Below are 16921 nucleotides of genomic sequence, written 5' to 3'. Positions count from 1 at the left end.
TGCAGTGTTAAGCTAATTTTCATTAACATTTCTTTAGAAAACTTTTAATCCCGATAGACATACTTTTCCCTGTTCCATGTTTTTCAAACGTTCGCACAATACATCTTTTGGTTTATCCATCTCCATTTTATCATAATAAAAACGGCAAATAATGCGATTGAATGCAAATTTACCGTTTTTTCGTCTTTTTATTTTTCATATTTACTCAGTATAAACGGAAGCTGTACTTGGTTTATTCTCCCCAGAATGATGTTCTTCATTTTCGTCTTCCGATTCTTCTTCGTTTGGTTCGCTCTCTGATTCTTCTTCTTCCTCTTCGTTATCTCCATTTTCACTATCGTTTTCCGGTTCTTCATTTTCTTTTGGGTCTGATTCCTCTATATCATCCTCCGAATGGCTTTCATCTTCTTCGTTTTTACCTTTACCATTTTTTTCGTCTTCTGTTTCTTCCTCACCATTCGAATCATTACCTTTGGATTGCTCCGATTTATCAGTTGAATTTTTCTGTTGATTTCCGTTGTCCGAATTATCGGCACCTGCAGAGGAATCATTTCGTTCAGATTTCTTTTGATCTGTTTGCTTGTTTGCAGAGTCCGTTTCTTGTCTAGAATCATTCTGTTTCGTTTCACTTTCTCTTCTCTCTGTATGTTCATCATCTTCACTAGCAGCGTAACTTTCCCTATAAGAAGTCTGACGTTGCTTATTTTCATCGGATTCATCGGTGTCTTTATTCGTTATTTGGTAAGCGGATGTTTCCTCCGAAGCCGAATTATTTCTTTCCTGCGTTTCTGGTTTCTGATTCGTATGTGTTTCTGTTTCCGTTTCGATTACTCTCTCTTGCGGGGAATTGTTCTCAGTCTGTGCTTCTTCTGCTTCATTGCCTTCTTGCTGCGAGCTATTACGATTGTCTAATTGAACCGTTTGATAAATTTGTTCATTATCTCCTAATAACCGGTCATTCCAAGAAGTAGTGAAAAGCTCGACACTTTCTCCATTCTGCCCGTCTCCGCCATCTGTATCTTCTGTATTTACTTCCATGGAATATTCCACAGAATGATTGTCTTTATAAATACCCATACCAATAATGACAATACATCCTGTTAACAAAGAAATGTTAACCAGTAACAATTTTTTTCTGCGCATATATCTTCTTCCTTTTTTTAAAAGATTATTATTCTGTCACGTGCGTTTTACTTTACTATTTCAACCATTACATATACGTATAACTATAAATTCGTCACATCCATTGTAATCTTCATCAAAGCCCATTTCAAATACTTTTCGGATTTTTTATATACAAATCATTGCTCAACATGATGGTAGCCTGCTTTCCGGTTTGATTAAAAAATAATTTAAAGCTTGATTTTTTTGCTTCTCTCTTGTAAAGTAAACGTAATTATAAATATGTTAATTCTTATCCAGAGAGACGGAGGGACTGGCCCGCAGATGTCTCAGCAACCGGCTTATGATAGCAAGGTGCTAATTCCAGAAGGGGGCTTCCCTTTAAAGATAAGAGATGTGGATGATTTTGATATTACACCCTTCTTATCTCTGGATAAGAAGGGTTTTTTATTGATTTAACAGAAAATACATAGGGAATAGCAAATTCTCATGCAAGCTTTTCTTATGGAGGAGGAAAAATAATGAAGAAATTAGAAACTGCATTGGTACAATTAGGAAACAAAACGGACAAACGAACAGGGGCGATAAACCTGCCAATCCATTTGTCAACAGCTTATCAGCATCAAGAGATTGGTCACTCCACCGGTTTTGATTATACCCGCACGAAAAACCCGACCAGATCCGTACTGGAAGATGGATTTGCGAAATTAGAAGAAGGAGACGCCGCTTTCGCCTGCAGTTCCGGGATGGCCGCCATTCAATTAATCCTTTCTTCTTTATTCCAAGTAGGTGACCATCTTATTGCGACAAAAGATATCTATGGAGGAACGTATCGTATTTTTGACCATTATGAAAGAGCATATCATGTTTCTGTAACGTATGATGAATGTCAGGATGTATTGGAAACGGAACGATGTATTAACGAAAATACAAAAGCTATCTTCTTGGAAACACCTACAAACCCGTTACTTCAAGAGGTAGATATTGAAAAATATGCAGAGCTGGCAAAAAAATATAACTTGCTGCTTATTGTGGATAATACGTTCTTAACACCGTACTTACAACAACCTCTTACACTTGGAGCAGATATTGTCGTACACAGCGCAACTAAATATATCGGAGGTCATAACGATGTACTGGCGGGTCTTGTAGTGACAAAAACGCCGGAATTATCCGAGAAAATATTTGAAATGCATAACGCTTCCGGTGCTACGTTATCTCCTTCAGACAGCTGGCTCCTTGTCCGCGGCTTAAAAACACTTGCACTCCGTATGCAGCGTCATGAAGAAAATGCGAAGCAGCTGGCAGCATATTTAGAAGAACACCCGGCAGTCAGCCAAGTTTTTTACCCTAATAGGGGCGGTATGCTTTCCTTTTGCTTAGAAGACGCCAATCTGGTAAAGTCTTTTTTAGCTAATCTGGATATCATTGTATTTGCTGAAAGCTTAGGCGGTGTGGAAAGTTTTATTACGTATCCTACCACGCAGACACATGCGGATATGCCGGAAGAGGAAAGAATCCAGCGAGGAATCGGCGACGATTTGCTCCGTTTCTCTGTAGGTGTGGAAGATGTAGATGATTTAAAAGCAGACATTGAGCAGGCGTTACAAGTTATTAGTAACGTATAATATATCATAACACCAAAAATAAAAAAGAGACAGATTAGCTGTCTCTTTTTTATGTTATATTGTCATTTTATATTCCCGGATTTAAGGTTCATTTAAGGTTGGTCACCCTTTTATTAACCCTAAATCTACTTTCCACTGCGACCATTGCAGCTGTCTTGTTTTCCGAGGTAAAAATTGACGAATATCTTCTTCGTGATAACCGACCTGAAATCTTTTTTCATCAACCAAAATTGGGCTTTTCAGCAATCTTGGATATTTATGAATTAATTTTAATAAGGTTTGTAAAGACAATTCCTCTACATTCAAGTTTAATTCTTTGTAAATTTTAGAACGGGTGGAAAGAATTTCATCGGTTCCTTCTACCGTCATTTGTAAAATATTTTTTAATTCGTCAATTGTCAATGGTTGATGTAGAATATTCCTTTCCTTATAAGCAATTCCATTTTTGCGAAACCATTGTCTGGCTTTTCTTGTAGATGAGCAAGATACTCCGTAAATATGCACTGTCATATTCATTCTCCTTATTGTTTGACATATTCATTACAAGAGTCAAAGTGATAATCCATGAAATGAAAACGACTTGTTTTGCTTTTTCATTCCATTTTTCTATCTTACCTATCACTTTAGCACGTAAATGTGGTAAAACTATGGTACAGCCATGAAAAAAACATAAAATGAAGCTTAATTCATTGAAATATAACGGTCTATATATCAATTACAACATACAAGCCGTCCGGAAAAATCTGCACAAACCAGCATCTGTTCCGCAAAAAGCATATCCGTTCTCCGTTCATCATTGATGTTATTACTTCTTCATTAATTGATTCGATAAGTACAGGGTAAAATCCTTTTTTTCTGGTCAAATACCCTCTCCAAAAGAAAATTCTATCATATAGTAAACACACAGGGGGTGTAAAAATGAGTAAATACAATGAATTTGGAGGGGGTTTTGCCTTACTGGTAGTCCTGTTCATATTATTAATTATTGTAGGTACTTCTTATTGGGGCTACTAACAATATAATGAAAGACAAATCTTTTCCTCCTCTTCCCTATAATTAACTAGCTTTTACGTATCCAAAGCTAAAAAAAGATCGTGATAATAAACGCTTGTAAAGACAGCTCATCAACCTCTTTACAAGCATTTTTTATGTATAAAAAAACAAGGCGAACAATGGAAATAACCATTGATGCCTTGTTTTCTTTATTTGGATGATTCCTTCTCCGTCTCCAGTTCATCCTTCTCTTCTTTTATTTCATTCTTTTTACCTTCGTCAGACATTAAATTATTCGCTGAATTTTTAAATTCCCGTAAGGTTTGTCCGGCTGCTTTACCGATTTCCGGAAGCTTCTTAGGGCCAAAAATAATTAAAGCAAGAACAACAATCAGTATCAAACCCGGAATACCTATGTTTGCTGGGTTCATGGAACAACACCTCCATTCTTATTTCATTATAAATCATTTGCTGCTATTTTTTAATGGGATAAGCCTAAAATTAAAATGATTTTTCTTATTTCTGTGAAATTTGCAGAATCAGTTGCCGCATTAAAGATGGTAATTGCTCAAATGCATTGGAGATATGGAGCCTCTCTGTCCGTTTATGGGCGTCATGACCAAATGGCCCTATATTTAAAACAGGAGCGTTCAATGCACGCATAGACGAAAATGGTAATGTATACGAATCTCCCCAGACCGGCGTATTCTCCTCGTAAACCTGCAAGTCTTTATCACTACCCTGATAATTCACATAGCTCAAGTCACAGATGCCATTTAAAAAATGACTCCTTTTGATCTCTGCTTGGAATTGCTTTTTGGCTTCTTTCTCCATAAAATCCACACAAAATTCGACAAGCCGGTTACCGCTGGAGTTAACAGCCGGGTAATAAGGCGGAGCAAATAACACGACAATAGCCGGCGCGAGCTCCTGACAATGAATCATCAGGTTATCCGTAATACGCAATGACTTCTCCCTGTCATCATACGCATCATGGTAATGCACATCCTTTTTCAGATCTTCAACAAATTCACGCCCTAATTTATTCATTGCATATTCCAGTAGTTCTTTATAAGAAAACACCTTCACATGACCAATCGGATCCACCTGGTTATCCTGACATATTTTTTTATACCGTTCATTACATTGTGCGGCAGCAATTTTTGCGGTCTGTTCAAACAAAGCAAATGCTTCCTCCGCCGTCCTCTCTAACAGAAAAATATTATACAATGCAGAAGATCGGTACGGTGTCTGGGTAGAGTAGCGCAATCGCAAATCTGTCTGCTGCAGCGTAACGGGTAACGGAGCTGTTTCTCCAAGCACCGTCTCCTTGAAAATCGGATTCCATTCCATCTCTCTCGTTAAAAACGAAGAGATAAATGGCGATGTCATCCCGCTCAATGGCTCCCCTGCGTGGGTTTCCTTTCCATAAAACAGCGCTCCTGCCAACACTTTACCAATCGTACCGCTGTAAATATAGTGCGTATTATCTTTGGGATCATGCCGGAATGAAGGCTCGCTGTTCAGAAATAACGTATAGGTTAATTGATGCTGCTTTTGTAAATCTGTAAGCACTGGGATGGCATAACGCATCCCCGCTGAATTCACCTCTTCATCCGGAACCGTCAGTAAGAGCAGGTTCACAGGCCATTTTTCCGCAGCTGCCTGTTCTATCAAGCTCATATGCATTACCAGCCCCATCTTCATATCCATTGTCCCGCGGCCGAATAAAAAGTCGCCTGATTCAATCTCTGCCCGGATATCTCTGGAAAATGTATCCTTCTGTTCCCAATATACTTTGGTAAGCTCCTCTGGTTGGGTTGCGAGCGGCTCCAACGAACCGTATTCTTCGGTATTTACGGTATCAAAATGACTGATGAGGCAAATCGTCTTGGAAGCATCCGGGTGCTTGTATAAAGCTGTTAACAGTTTTCGGCGTTGATCGGCCTCATGCAATGTTAAGTAATCCGGATGTTCATGAAAATAATCTACATCTTGCAGTTTCGCATATAACTTTCTGGGAAACTGCTTCTCACCTTCTGAAAGGCTAATACTCTTCCAGCTGACCAACTCATTCAACAGCCGGCGTAATGCTTCAGGGCTGTTCCATTGCAATGTCATTAAACCCCCGCCTTTCTACCAACGTTCCTTCTATTATATCAGTAATTGAATACGTTTACAGTATTTGTTGCTATTCTCCCGCTTAAAGAATTTAGCTCCCAAACGCGATGAGAGTTTAGCTCACGCTGCAAAATATGATATGATTTAGAAAATAGAAAATAAATCAGGAGGTTATTTATGGGGAAACGAGTGCTGTTATTTCTTTTAACAAACATCTTAGTAATGACAACCATTGTCATTGTCTGGTCCATTATTACAAGCATTTTTGATATTGGACCAAGTTATCGTGCAAATGGAGGAATTGATTATCCTTCCCTCATGATATTCAGTATTATTGTCGGTTTTACCGGATCCTTTATCTCTTTAGCAATGTCCCGTTGGATGGCTAAAACCATGATGAAGGTAAAAGTCATTGACCCGGACAAAGCAGTCAATCCACAGGAACGTGCGGTTTATGAAAAAGTGGAACGCCTTTCCCGAGCTGCTGGACTCACCCATACGCCAGAGGTAGGTATTTACCATTCCCAGGAAATCAACGCATTTGCGACCGGCCCAACTAAAAAACGTTCGTTGGTTGCTGTCTCGCAAGGGTTATTGGATAATATGGATGATGATGCTGTAGAAGGCGTTATTGCACACGAAGTAGCTCACGTTTCAAACGGGGACATGGTTACCATGACATTATTACAAGGCATTATCAATACATTTGTTGTCTTCCTGTCCCGTATTGCCGCAAGTATCGTTTCACGCATGGTGCGCTCTGAGTTGCAATGGATTGTTCATTTTGCCTGCATTATTATTTTCCAAATCCTTTTCTCCATCTTAGGCAGCCTTGTTGTCAGCGCCTATTCCAGATACCGGGAATATCACGCAGACCGGGGCGGTGCTGATTTAGCCGGAAAAGATAAAATGAGACATGCGCTTGAGTCTCTAAAGCTGCATATTAACCGTGCTGAAGTAGAAGATCACAGTAACGACGCAGCTATTCAGACCATGAAAATCAGTAATAAATCAAGCTTTCTCAATGCTTTTTCTTCACACCCGCCGTTGGAACAGCGGATCGCGAAATTAGAGCAAAGATAATGAAAAATCCCGTAAGTCTAGTGAGACTTACGGGATTTTTTATACTGTACTATTATAGGATTACTAAATGCAAGTGTTAGCTACTTAACCCAAATATTCTTTTATTAAGATCGCTTTAAACTCCTCATACATGTCAAATGATTCTTTTAATATAGCTTCTAGTTCATCATAATTTTTGAAAGCGGGCATTCTTATTTTATAATTAAGATCAATTAATAACCTGGCATAAGAGAACCAAGGTCTTCCCAACCTTACTTCATCATTATGTACTACTTCCCACGTAAATTCCACTCTATCGGATATAATGGCAATATGAACGGCAAATACCAGCTCTTTTTGCACAGTATCTTCAACCCTGAAAAAATTTTCCTTTTTATCATAGGAAACGGAACACCCTAATTGATGAGCTATTTTTTCTATTATTTCCATGACTAATACCATATCTATATCAGATAATCTTTCTTCTTCTTGGATGTTTTCTATACTGTATTTTTTTGATAGTTCCTCATATTTTCTTACAAAATCCATCTCCATTAATGTCTTTTTGATTTCTGGTTTTAAATCGTTGCTCATTTTTTCACTCCTTTAAAAATCGCAATGTGACATTGTATTCTGCTGCCATGTCTTTAAAATAGGTAAGTTTTTCACTTTTTAGATTGGAAGCTGGTAACTCAAGAATATATTCTCCATGCAACTTCTGACCATTTATTTCTTTATATTGATTACTTCTAATCAACGTTCCCTTTTTATATTTATTTTCAAATTCAGCTAAGTGTGTTCTAAAATCTCTATCTGAAATGTTATCTAGATAGGTAGACTTTCTAGATATAATTTCACCAGCGTCGGGATCATATGAATCTATTCGTTTTCCATTAGATAAATGAACTTCATGATGCGGGTAAATCTCAGCTTCTCTTGCTGTCTCATTAAACTTTCTTCCTCTTGCCATCGGTGAATGAATTCTCCAATATTCGCTGACTTCTTTCCACTTTAATCTACTCCTAGGAGTTTCTCCTCGTCTTGTTTTCAAATTATAATAAGTCTGATATTTTCCCTCTACAATCGGATCGGCAAATTTTCCATCGGATCCAATTCCATTATTTTTTGTGACAACAGAAGCTTCTTTACTTTTATTTTTATTGATAGCACTTTTCCTTGATATACCAGGATTTTTAAGAGAGGCTAAAGAGGAAATACCTGACCTTTGAAACATTGTCAGATATGCGCCTGTTTGTATAGATACTTTTTGAAAATCTTCATATTTATGACCTGTTAAATAGGTCTTCCCTTGTCTTTGTGCCTCTAGTTCTTTTTCTTCAATGTAATGCTCGTCAATTTCTTTATATAAATTTTCATCTATTAAATCACTATGTTCATTTAAGTAAGCTTCCAGTTCATCATCAGATACGCGTTCCCCGTTCTTTTCAAGAATCCAATTAAACTTCGGTTCACCAAAACCGATATCATTCTTCCATAAAAGCAAGTCATATTCTGTTACTTCTTCTATCATCTGAATATGATATTCATCTTCTGCTTCCAACTTTTCCTGTTTCACACGTTCCTCTCGTTCAGCCCATTTACTACCAATATCATTGGTCCATGTCAGATTATCTGCAGAAGGTATCTTAAAACCAGTACTTGGACCGGCCCAAGCGTTTTGAGCTTGCTCAGCCCCCTTGTTTACGATATCTTCCAGTTCTTTTATTTTAGAAAAAAATTGAGGAGAACGTTGATGAAAATCCAACAACATATTCAATTTTCCCTCTAAATATCTTTTAGAATCCATTAAGTTATCCATTATCTGCTCGTTCGCCCAAATAGAAGCACTTTTAAAAACACCAGAAATATCCGATGTTTCCACCATTTCTTGTATTTCCTGTACATATAAAATATGATCTTTCATTCTTTGAATTTGTGCTTCTAATTCCGAAGAACTTAAATCCCCGCTATCCACTGTTGCCAAATATTGATTAGGAAATTTCTGGCATGCTTCTTCAACTGTTTCCGATAATAAAATCCCTGCTTTTGCCAATGGTATTAACACCTGCTCGTAAAATAACTTCGCATTAAAATAGGTGTTTGATTGCAGTTGATTATCCGATATAAAAGCTTCTAAAGCGTTGATAAGCGCTTGATATCTTTCCTGTTCTTGCTGACAAATGGTCGTTACACTTTCTCCCTGCTCCTGAGCTGCTGCAATATACATATCAACACTCATCATTTATCCTCGTTTAATAGAAAATGACGTCTTTGATGCTTTAAATCATCATCTTCTTGATATAGTTGCCGTTTTCTATGTTGTAATGCATCCTGTTCCTCATCAAGATGAGTGAAAATGGCTTCTTTCGGATGACGGAGACGGTCTTGCTGCTTTTGAAAAAATGTCCTCATTCTTTCATTTTGCCCTAAATCTCTATAGAGAGTTGAAATTTGGTGAAAAAGATGTTGATAATTCTCATCTATTTGATCTGTTTGTTTTCTTTATCTAATTTTCGTTCTAATTGATGGAATTGTTCGTTTATTTTTTGCAGTTGATTATTAGATTTCATTACCATTGTCCTCCCAGAGAGAGGTGTAGAAGCTATCTGATTGCGTATATCCGTATCTACAGCCTCAAACTCTTCTGCAACATGTTGCAGATTCTCACATGATTGACGAATTACTTCTACAATTTGTTATCTGGAATGTATTAATGATTCCATTGACTGATGTGCTGTTATGTTTCCAGCAACAGTAGTTTTGATATCATGAGTGATTGTACCTATATCGGAAAGGTCATCTAATGAGATTGCAATGTTTGTAGCAAGTCGTTTTGCTATTTCTGGACTGCTTTGAATTATAGTCATAAGAAATCCTTCCTTTCATGTAAAATAATCCTAAATAATTAAGATTATTTTACCTTAAAAGGAATAAAATTAACAAATTAGTCACAACATATTATTTTTTACAAAAACATCCTCCCATGGAAAAGTATATCTTCTCCCCAAGAGGACGTTTTTCTTCTATCTATGTTACTTAGGAAAGAAACTTCACACAAACAGCTTCCGGAACATCAATCACCTGATCCATTTCCGTTAATTCCCCAGTCTTTACATCTCTTTTAAATAGGACAGCGTTCCCGCTATGTTGGTTCGTCGCTACCAAGAATTTTTCCGTCGGATCCAGCACAAAATCTCGTGGCCATTCGCCGCCGGATGGCGTAAATGCGAGAAATGTCAATTCACCGCTGTTCTCATCCACTTGGAATGAAGTAATGCTATTATGTCCGCGGTTGCCAGTATAAAGAAACTTCCCATCCGAAGTGATATGAATGGCGCTTGCATCATTGGTTTCTTTAAAATCAGCAGGTTTAGCAAGAATCGTCTGCTTTTCTGTGAAAGACCCTGTTTCGCTATTATAATCTAACACAATAACTTCTGTTGTAAGCTCAGTGATCAGATAAGCAATCGGTTTACTCGGATGAAAAACAATATGTCTCGGACCGCTTCCCGGATTGGTATAAAACGTACTGACTTCTACTAAAGAAGTATCTTCCACCTTATATGTTACCAGGCGGTCCGTTCCTAAATCCGCAACAACAATATATTTTTTATCCGGGGTAAATCCGGTAAAATGCACATGCGGTTTTTCCTGTCTTTCATGCGGACCGCTTCCCTCATGCTGTGTAAAATAACCTTGCTCAACTTCCCCATTTTCATATGTAAAATGGAGACCGATCGTTCCTTTATGGTAATTTCCTGTGACTACCATATTGTCTCCCGCTTCCACGTAGCAAGGAGGATTTCCTTCTACCAGCTGGCCATTTACAGGCTGTAATTCTCCATTTGTTTTATCCACTCGAAAGGCATTGACGCCTCCCATGTCCCCTTCCTGGGCAACAGCATATAGGTTGTCTTGATTTTCATTAAAATTCAAATAAGTCGGGTTACCTAGTGTTGCAGCTTCCTTTGCAGCTGATAGCTGTTCCTTCTCCGTATCTAAAGTAAAACGGTATACACCCTGGCTTGTTTTTCTTGTGTATGTTCCTGCATAACCAAAATATTTACTCATCTGCATGCATCCTTCCATAATAAATATTCCTGTCCCGCTCATTGTATCATCTTCCTGTAAAAGGTTACATCTAAAAGCATTATCTGAAAAACTCCTAATAAAACTAGTGAAAGGGTTTTCATTTTTTATTGAATTTCCTGCTGAATCGTATGTCCATGCTTCTATTTCTTTACGTCTATACCACATCATCTAAAGTTTAAAAACCCTGAAAAGCAATTTAGCTCATCAAGGTATATATTTAAAGTTGCATCTTTATTTCCTTCTATTCCTTTTTTCATACTCTATTTCCATCAGATAAAAACTGTACATGGCGGATTATCATACAATGAAACTTCAATCAATGAACCCTTTTTTTGCTTCAGCCAATTATATACACTATCTTCATTATCAGTAGTCCAGGAGAAGCCATTTTCAATACTATAAAACAGTCAACAGCTCTTACACTTTCAGAGTAGCTGTTGACTGTTTTACATGATTTGTGGCTCTGAAACTGCTAATATTTCCACTATATTATCTATATCATCTAATACAATAAAATGTTGGGCATCATGCATTGGTCTTGTGCCAGAAGATTGGTATTCATATTCATTTATATACGTTGATTCTTCTACAAGGAAAATCTTATTTTCTTGCAATATTTCAGCAGGTATGTGAGTCAATCTGTCAATTATTCCGCTTTCATTTGTATATTTATATCCATAAATATCTAAAAAAAGAATTTTCTTTCGCATAGAATTTTTCTCTAAATGAATGGATAGTTCTCCATGCGTAAACTTTATTTCCTCTATTACATATCCATATTCTATATTGATTTTTTCATATGGTATCCACTTTTCCATAAAAAACGCTCCTTAATATCTAATTTTAATACTTTTTTTGGTAGATGGATCAAAAAATTCAATAGTTGGATTGCCATTAGTACTGGAAGGTCTTACATTAACCACTTTTCCATCGGGGAAACTTCCTACTGTCGTACCATTGGGATAACTTTTTATGTTTTCTAACTGTAAATTATTAAAGTCTTCTAAAGCCGCATTGTAACCTTTAATGAATGACTCATAATTATCAACTTTACCTGTTTGTCTAGTTAATGTTTTATTTTTTAATAAATCATCGACAACTTCAACTTCTCTAGATTTCTTATTCCCACCCTTATCCTTTTTCCCTTCCACATTTCCTTTCTTCATAAAAAAACGATCATAGTTCTTAATCAACCTTGTGGGTGGAAGAACCGAAGCAGCTGAAAATGCTCTCTGAAATATATTCGTATCCTCATCCATAATGGCGTTGAGGTCATCACCTATCCAGAAATCAAAAACACCCTTATAAGCTTCTCCTTGCTTATTGACATTTTCTTGTAGGATTTCATCGGCTTTACTTTCTTTTGGTTTTATAGGTTCGAAGCCGTCTCTCCATTCTATGGTTTCTTCCCCATTAGACGACTTTAACCTATTGCGCAGTGGAATCCTATCAACATATTCATATTGCTTCACACCAGACCTTGTCGTATAGGACCGGACAATATTTCCATTTTCCAGCGTTAGATATTCTCCATCCCATTCCCCTTTGTAATCTTCTACAAACGTTGTCTCCACTACCTCTGCTGTGTTTCGATTCCATTCATCCTGGCTCATCACTTCAGAGCTGCTGGCGTTTTTTTGCTGCAAGGCTCGGTCACGGTAATCTCTGGTTACTTCTTTTTCCTGATCTACCTCTTGCACAAAGCGGTACAGTAAAAATGCAGGATAAACACCGGCCATTGCTTGCACAATATTCATGGGATGGACAAATGATAAGAAGTAGTCCAGGAAGCCATTTTTCAATACTATAAAACAGTCAGCAGTTCTTGCATTTTGCATTACTGTTGACTGTTTTCATTATCGCTACTGGCTTTTTATTTTATTCATATATAGTAAACAACCTATTTACTATACATTCCATTCTTTTTTTATAGCTAGAAGTAAACGTTGAATTGTTTCATCATCTTTATGTTTTTCTTGAATAACTTGGACCAAATAATGATATAATTCCTCAAAGTCCAAATAAACTTTTTCATTTACCGACGCAGCTGGATACTCCGCTAGAAGCACAACTTGATTGTCTTTTATTTCTTGTAATTCTTCTTGATCTTCATATTCATCTAAACTCTGTTTATATAAAATTGCCATAGAATCTATCCTAAATCCTTCTTTTTTTAAAAAACTTTCCATAGCCATTCCTATATGGTTTCTTATCAAAATAAAATATCCATGAATTAATGAATTCTTTTCTTCTTTATCTGTTACTAATGTATACATTTATCTATCTTCCATTTTTATTTTTTCATAATTGAATGAATTTCATAATTGCTCTTTTTAAAAATACAAAGACGAACCGAATTTTCGAAAGTGTATTTTTAAAAACAAAATTATGCAGTTTGTTGTTGTTGAATAAGCTCAGCTTGGATGCGATCCGCAGCTAATTTGGAAGCATTATAAATCAAAGCGACCATATCAAAATGGACTTTCGCACGCTTTCCAGTACGATAACGAACATTGTTTAGCTGATAGAACTCTTTCAGATAAGCATTGACACGTTCTACTGCTGTCCGTTGTTTAAAAATCTTTTTCCAAGCTCTTGATCCGCGTGCAGGCGCAGTATAACGTCTTAAATCCGTAGTTATCTTGACTTTATACACTTTTTGACAGATACCTTCGTTCGCAAGTGGGCAGTCGCTGCATTCCTTTGGTCTGGTATATTTCAATGTTTCGTATTTTGGATCAAAGCTATCATATTTATAGGAATGTTCTCGAAAACAGGTTGGGGCAAAATTCTTATCAAACCCAATCATTTCGCCTTCATTGCGCTTATTATAGGCAATGACAGACTGTTGTCCCATGCGATGAATCTGTTCATAAATCGGCTCGAAATCGTAACCAGCATCTAGCGTATTATAATGAACAGTGGTAAGAGGAAGGCGCTGGTCCGTTCCCTTTAATAAGGCGATAGCGGCTTTTCCATCATTTAAGCTGCCAGATGAAAACAAGGATTGTAGAATATACTGGCTTGATGTACCAACTGCGAGATGTCCTTTGTAGCCAAACCAGTATTCATTTTTACCGTCTGCATTCTTTTTCACACCCCATTTGGGGGCTAGTGGTACTTCTGCACGCAAGATGTCTAACGGAACGTCTAACTGTGCTTCGATTTTCTTTTCATACAATGGCAGGTTTGCTTCCTTTTCTGCTTGTTCTTGAAGGTACTGTTCGCGTTCTTCTTTGGATTTACGCCCACGCTTTTTGGGCGCAGCTTCCGGTTTTTCTTCTTTTTGAACGGGTGCCTTATCTCGTGCTTCAAAATGGGTGGCATCAATGGCAATGACTTCATCGGCAATAAACCCTTCTGTGACAGCTGCCAGCGTTACGCTTTCGAAGGATTTTTCTAAAATATCTGATTCACTCAGTTTCGTTACGAGACGAGAATACGCAGCTTCTGATGGAATAGCGTCGGAAACCAGAAATCCGCAGTTCATTTTAAAGATAAAGTCATCATTGAGACGCTTGATTAAGTCTTTGATCGTTGGGATGCGTTCGATGTAGCGAATAAAAAAGGAAATAATCATCCCTGCATAATTTAGCTCAACAGGCGCTCCCAGCCGGGATTTCTTATTAATCGCATGATAAATAAGATCCAGATCAATCGCTGAAATAATCGCTTCATATTTTTGGGTAGGTTCCATGTCATATAATTCTTGGATGCCAAATAGGCTCGGTTGTCGTATAATGGTCATAAGAAGTACTCCTCCAGTCTTTTTATGGTTTTCTTGTCAACTACCATTATACAAGATTTGGGGAGGTACTTCTTTTTTCATGTCCTGAACTCATTGGGGCACAAGGGATAAGAATTATGAAATTCATTCAATTAGAAAGAAGTATGCTGTTTCTCCTGTAGTTCTATCAATGAATCCAGTAAAACCCAATCCATTTGAACTAATTCTATAAACACACCTCTCATCAACTACACCATTTTGCATAGGTTCCATATCTAAATTACAAATTTCTTCGTTTGAAAAATAGCTTGAAATCATCTCCATCTCCAGCTAATTTCTCCATCGGGGTAAATCGCAGGTATATAAATACCTTTTTTCCTATTTTCATTATCAATAATATACCAATTGTTATCATCTAACCATTCTTCATTATAATTTGTTTCTTCAAATTCATTTTCCTCATCGACAATCGCTGAAAAAAAATCTTTGAATTTGTCTATATTTTTTGAAGGGATAATCTTAGCATTAATCCACATTCCTTCAACATTAATATCTACTATATCTCCTAAAAACTCTTTTAAATAATATAGTTTCAAAATTCTCACTCCTTAGGCAAAATATTAATATATTGGCTAGGAACTTCCCCTTTAATCAAATATTCATTATCCCTTTTAGACCAGTTAATTGCTCTATTCTTCCAAAAATCAGAAGAAACAACATCTCTCTCTATTAACTTTTGAATTTGTTTTGGAGAGAGTATAGCAACATCTTTTACCTTTCCAGACTGTATATTTTTTCGCAAGGCTGATATATCTAGTTCAATTGCATTTTCCCCATAATTTCCGACCATATTTTTGTTGTTTGTAAAACTAGTATAAGGACTATTAGATTTAGCTCCTCTTCTGTAACCCCCAAGTATATGCTCTGTAACAGTCACTTGTCGCCCTTTATATAAACCATCCTTACTGGCTGGAACTAAACCACCTGAACTCGATATATGAGGTTTACCAATTCCGTTTGGTCTAGTTGGAGAGTAAAGTAAACTGTCACCTCTGTATAAATTACTTCTTTTGTTAGTTACAGTAGTACTATCTACACCTAGCTTATAACCTTTCCTAACACTCGTAAATATCTTCCCAACAGGAATAAACGAAACTCCTGATATCATCCTCTCTGTAATAGGTGCATCTCCGTCTAAAACTGTCCTTGCATCATCCAACCACAAAAAGTCAGCAGTTGCTTCAGCTCCATCCCAAACTATCTCTGCACCCTGCTTTGCATAGTCCACTGCTTTATCAAAATAGGCGCCAATCCCCTCTTCTTCCTCTGGTTCCCCCACACGGGCTTCAGGGATTTTATCCACATACTCGTATTGCTTCACACCAGTACTTGTCGTATAGGACCGGACAATATTTCCATTTCCCAGCGTCAGATATTCTCCATCCCATTCTCCCTTATAATCTTCTACAAACGTTGTCTCCACAACTTCTGCTGTGTTTCGATCCCATTCATCCTGGCTCATCACCTCGGAGCTGCTTGTGTTTTTTTGCTGCAAGGCTCGATCGCGGTAATCTCTGGTTACTTCTTTTTCCTGATCTACTTCTTGTACAGAGCGGTACAGTAAAAACGCAGGATGAACACCAGCCATTGCTTGCACAATGTTCATGGGACGGACAAACGAGAAGAAGTAGTCCAGGAAGCCATTTTTCAATACTATAAAACAGTCAACAGCTCTTGCATTTTGCATCACTGTTGACTGTTTTCATTATTGCTATTGGCTTTTTATCTTATTCATATCTAGCAAACAATCTATTTACTATACATTCAATTCTTTTTTTATAGCTAGAAGTAAACGTTGAAGTGTTTCATCATCTTTATGTTTTTCTTGAACAACTTGGACCAAATAATGATATAATTCCTCAAAGTCCAAATAAACTTTTTCATCTACTGGAGCAGCTGGATACTCCGCTAGAAGCACAACTTGATTGTCTTTTATTTCTTGTAATTCTTCTTGATCTTCATATTCATCTAAATCATTTCTGAAAAGTATTCTTATAAAATCATCACCGTAACCATTCTTATTTAAAAACTTCTCTAGACTTGTTTTGTTTATCATACCCGAGTAAGTTTTTAATAGCATCTCTTTCTCCGCACTATCTGTCACTAACGTATACAT

The 16921-nt window shown here is 37.1% G+C and carries 19 protein-coding genes, 1 pseudogene and 1 riboswitch; of the genes and pseudogenes, 3 read left to right on the top strand and 17 right to left on the bottom strand.

Annotated elements, in window-relative coordinates; genetic code table 11:
* Nucleotides 1–201: 201 nt before the first annotated feature.
* Nucleotides 202–1143, bottom strand: coding sequence for a hypothetical protein (locus tag B7E05_RS10525; protein ID WP_080874153.1), 942 nt, complete (start codon nt 1141–1143; stop codon nt 202–204).
* Between the two features lie 268 nt (nt 1144–1411).
* Nucleotides 1412–1516: riboswitch (SAM riboswitch) on the top strand.
* Nucleotides 1517–1643: 127 nt separating this feature from the next.
* Between B7E05_RS10525 and B7E05_RS10520 the strand changes: the two genes are divergently transcribed.
* Nucleotides 1644–2750, top strand: coding sequence for a methionine biosynthesis PLP-dependent protein (locus B7E05_RS10520; protein ID WP_080874152.1), 1107 nt, complete (start codon nt 1644–1646; stop codon nt 2748–2750).
* 102 nt (nt 2751–2852) lie between these two features.
* Here B7E05_RS10520 and spx read toward each other — a convergent pair whose 3' ends face one another.
* Entirely contained in the window at nt 2853–3260 is a 408-nt protein-coding gene (gene spx, locus B7E05_RS10515; RefSeq protein WP_080874151.1) for a transcriptional regulator Spx, read from the bottom strand.
* 408 nt (nt 3261–3668) lie between these two features.
* On the opposite strand from spx, the gene B7E05_RS10510 reads away from it, so the two are divergent.
* The gene (locus B7E05_RS10510) at nt 3669–3764 is read left to right on the top strand and encodes a YjcZ family sporulation protein (RefSeq protein ID WP_080874150.1); all 96 of its coding nucleotides are present in this window, start codon (nt 3669–3671) and stop codon (nt 3762–3764) included.
* Between the two features lie 188 nt (nt 3765–3952).
* Here B7E05_RS10510 and B7E05_RS10505 read toward each other — a convergent pair whose 3' ends face one another.
* Complete coding sequence (locus tag B7E05_RS10505) at nt 3953–4174, bottom strand: twin-arginine translocase TatA/TatE family subunit (protein WP_080874149.1); 222 nt, start codon at nt 4172–4174, stop codon at nt 3953–3955.
* An 85-nt stretch (nt 4175–4259) separates the two neighbouring features.
* On the bottom strand, nt 4260–5864 hold the full coding sequence (locus tag B7E05_RS10500) for a M20/M25/M40 family metallo-hydrolase (protein ID WP_080874148.1): 1605 nt from the start codon (nt 5862–5864) through the stop codon (nt 4260–4262).
* A 177-nt stretch (nt 5865–6041) separates the two neighbouring features.
* Between B7E05_RS10500 and htpX the strand changes: the two genes are divergently transcribed.
* Nucleotides 6042–6947 (top strand): protease HtpX, encoded by a 906-nt coding sequence (gene htpX, locus B7E05_RS10495; protein WP_080874147.1) that lies wholly within the window; start codon nt 6042–6044, stop codon nt 6945–6947.
* 84 nt (nt 6948–7031) lie between these two features.
* Here htpX and B7E05_RS10490 read toward each other — a convergent pair whose 3' ends face one another.
* The 13 genes and pseudogenes from B7E05_RS10490 to B7E05_RS10440 form a co-directional block, all read right to left on the bottom strand.
* A complete protein-coding gene (locus B7E05_RS10490) occupies nt 7032–7520 on the bottom strand; it encodes a hypothetical protein (protein WP_080874146.1) in 489 nt (162 codons plus the stop codon).
* Between the two features lie 4 nt (nt 7521–7524).
* Complete coding sequence (locus B7E05_RS10485) at nt 7525–9165, bottom strand: hypothetical protein (RefSeq protein ID WP_080874145.1); 1641 nt, start codon at nt 9163–9165, stop codon at nt 7525–7527.
* Entirely contained in the window at nt 9165–9338 is a 174-nt protein-coding gene (locus tag B7E05_RS22150; protein ID WP_245833070.1) for a hypothetical protein, read from the bottom strand. Before B7E05_RS22150 ends, B7E05_RS10485 begins: the two co-directional genes overlap by 1 nt.
* A 203-nt stretch (nt 9339–9541) precedes the next feature.
* Nucleotides 9542–9793: pseudogene (locus tag B7E05_RS10480) on the bottom strand (TIGR04197 family type VII secretion effector); the annotation flags it as partial.
* 169 nt (nt 9794–9962) lie between these two features.
* Nucleotides 9963–10997 (bottom strand): lactonase family protein, encoded by a 1035-nt coding sequence (locus B7E05_RS10475; RefSeq protein ID WP_425435095.1) that lies wholly within the window; start codon nt 10995–10997, stop codon nt 9963–9965.
* Nucleotides 10998–11464: 467 nt separating this feature from the next.
* Nucleotides 11465–11836, bottom strand: a complete 372-nt coding sequence (locus B7E05_RS10470; RefSeq protein ID WP_080874143.1) for a hypothetical protein — start codon at nt 11834–11836, stop codon at nt 11465–11467.
* A 12-nt stretch (nt 11837–11848) separates the two neighbouring features.
* Nucleotides 11849–12856 (bottom strand): hypothetical protein, encoded by a 1008-nt coding sequence (locus tag B7E05_RS22285; RefSeq protein WP_218672701.1) that lies wholly within the window; start codon nt 12854–12856, stop codon nt 11849–11851.
* Between the two features lie 69 nt (nt 12857–12925).
* Nucleotides 12926–13294, bottom strand: a complete 369-nt coding sequence (locus tag B7E05_RS10460) for a hypothetical protein (RefSeq protein ID WP_080874142.1) — start codon at nt 13292–13294, stop codon at nt 12926–12928.
* 110 nt (nt 13295–13404) lie between these two features.
* Entirely contained in the window at nt 13405–14766 is a 1362-nt protein-coding gene (locus B7E05_RS10455; protein WP_080873175.1) for a transposase, read from the bottom strand.
* A 123-nt stretch (nt 14767–14889) separates the two neighbouring features.
* A complete protein-coding gene (locus B7E05_RS22145; RefSeq protein WP_179134519.1) occupies nt 14890–15063 on the bottom strand; it encodes a hypothetical protein in 174 nt (57 codons plus the stop codon).
* Nucleotides 15060–15350, bottom strand: coding sequence for a hypothetical protein (locus B7E05_RS10450; RefSeq protein ID WP_245833068.1), 291 nt, complete (start codon nt 15348–15350; stop codon nt 15060–15062). Before B7E05_RS10450 ends, B7E05_RS22145 begins: the two co-directional genes overlap by 4 nt.
* Nucleotides 15347–16492, bottom strand: coding sequence for a hypothetical protein (locus tag B7E05_RS22430; RefSeq protein WP_245833066.1), 1146 nt, complete (start codon nt 16490–16492; stop codon nt 15347–15349). Before B7E05_RS22430 ends, B7E05_RS10450 begins: the two co-directional genes overlap by 4 nt.
* Before the next feature lie 69 nt (nt 16493–16561).
* Nucleotides 16562–16921, bottom strand: a complete 360-nt coding sequence (locus B7E05_RS10440; protein WP_080874140.1) for a hypothetical protein — start codon at nt 16919–16921, stop codon at nt 16562–16564.

The organism is Oceanobacillus timonensis (genome assembly GCF_900166635.1).
Taxonomy (GTDB): domain Bacteria; phylum Bacillota; class Bacilli; order Bacillales; family Amphibacillaceae; genus Oceanobacillus; species Oceanobacillus timonensis.
Note: the sequence above shows the minus strand (reverse complement) of the source record. Positions and strands in the feature narration are given on the sequence as shown.

Excerpts from the sequence above, each read along its gene's own strand:
- B7E05_RS10525 (WP_080874153.1), bottom strand. The coding sequence starts at position 1,143 with ATGCGCAGAAAAAAATTGTTACTGGTTAACATTTCTTTGTTAACAGGA.
- B7E05_RS10520 (WP_080874152.1), top strand. The coding sequence starts at position 1,644 with ATGAAGAAATTAGAAACTGCATTGGTACAATTAGGAAACAAAACGGAC.
- spx (WP_080874151.1), bottom strand. The coding sequence starts at position 3,260 with ATGACAGTGCATATTTACGGAGTATCTTGCTCATCTACAAGAAAAGCC.
- B7E05_RS10510 (WP_080874150.1), top strand. The coding sequence starts at position 3,669 with ATGAGTAAATACAATGAATTTGGAGGGGGTTTTGCCTTACTGGTAGTC.
- B7E05_RS10505 (WP_080874149.1), bottom strand. The coding sequence starts at position 4,174 with ATGAACCCAGCAAACATAGGTATTCCGGGTTTGATACTGATTGTTGTT.
- B7E05_RS10500 (WP_080874148.1), bottom strand. The coding sequence starts at position 5,864 with ATGACATTGCAATGGAACAGCCCTGAAGCATTACGCCGGCTGTTGAAT.
- htpX (WP_080874147.1), top strand. The coding sequence starts at position 6,042 with ATGGGGAAACGAGTGCTGTTATTTCTTTTAACAAACATCTTAGTAATG.
- B7E05_RS10490 (WP_080874146.1), bottom strand. The coding sequence starts at position 7,520 with ATGAGCAACGATTTAAAACCAGAAATCAAAAAGACATTAATGGAGATG.
- B7E05_RS10485 (WP_080874145.1), bottom strand. The coding sequence starts at position 9,165 with ATGAGTGTTGATATGTATATTGCAGCAGCTCAGGAGCAGGGAGAAAGT.
- B7E05_RS22150 (WP_245833070.1), bottom strand. The coding sequence starts at position 9,338 with ATGAGGACATTTTTTCAAAAGCAGCAAGACCGTCTCCGTCATCCGAAA.
- B7E05_RS10475 (WP_425435095.1), bottom strand. The coding sequence starts at position 10,997 with ATGAGTAAATATTTTGGTTATGCAGGAACATACACAAGAAAAACAAGC.
- B7E05_RS10470 (WP_080874143.1), bottom strand. The coding sequence starts at position 11,836 with ATGGAAAAGTGGATACCATATGAAAAAATCAATATAGAATATGGATAT.
- B7E05_RS22285 (WP_218672701.1), bottom strand. The coding sequence starts at position 12,856 with ATGCAAAATGCAAGAACTGCTGACTGTTTTATAGTATTGAAAAATGGC.
- B7E05_RS10460 (WP_080874142.1), bottom strand. The coding sequence starts at position 13,294 with ATGTATACATTAGTAACAGATAAAGAAGAAAAGAATTCATTAATTCAT.
- B7E05_RS10455 (WP_080873175.1), bottom strand. The coding sequence starts at position 14,766 with ATGACCATTATACGACAACCGAGCCTATTTGGCATCCAAGAATTATAT.
- B7E05_RS22145 (WP_179134519.1), bottom strand. The coding sequence starts at position 15,063 with ATGATTTCAAGCTATTTTTCAAACGAAGAAATTTGTAATTTAGATATG.
- B7E05_RS22430 (WP_245833066.1), bottom strand. The coding sequence starts at position 16,492 with ATGCAAAATGCAAGAGCTGTTGACTGTTTTATAGTATTGAAAAATGGC.
- B7E05_RS10440 (WP_080874140.1), bottom strand. The coding sequence starts at position 16,921 with ATGTATACGTTAGTGACAGATAGTGCGGAGAAAGAGATGCTATTAAAA.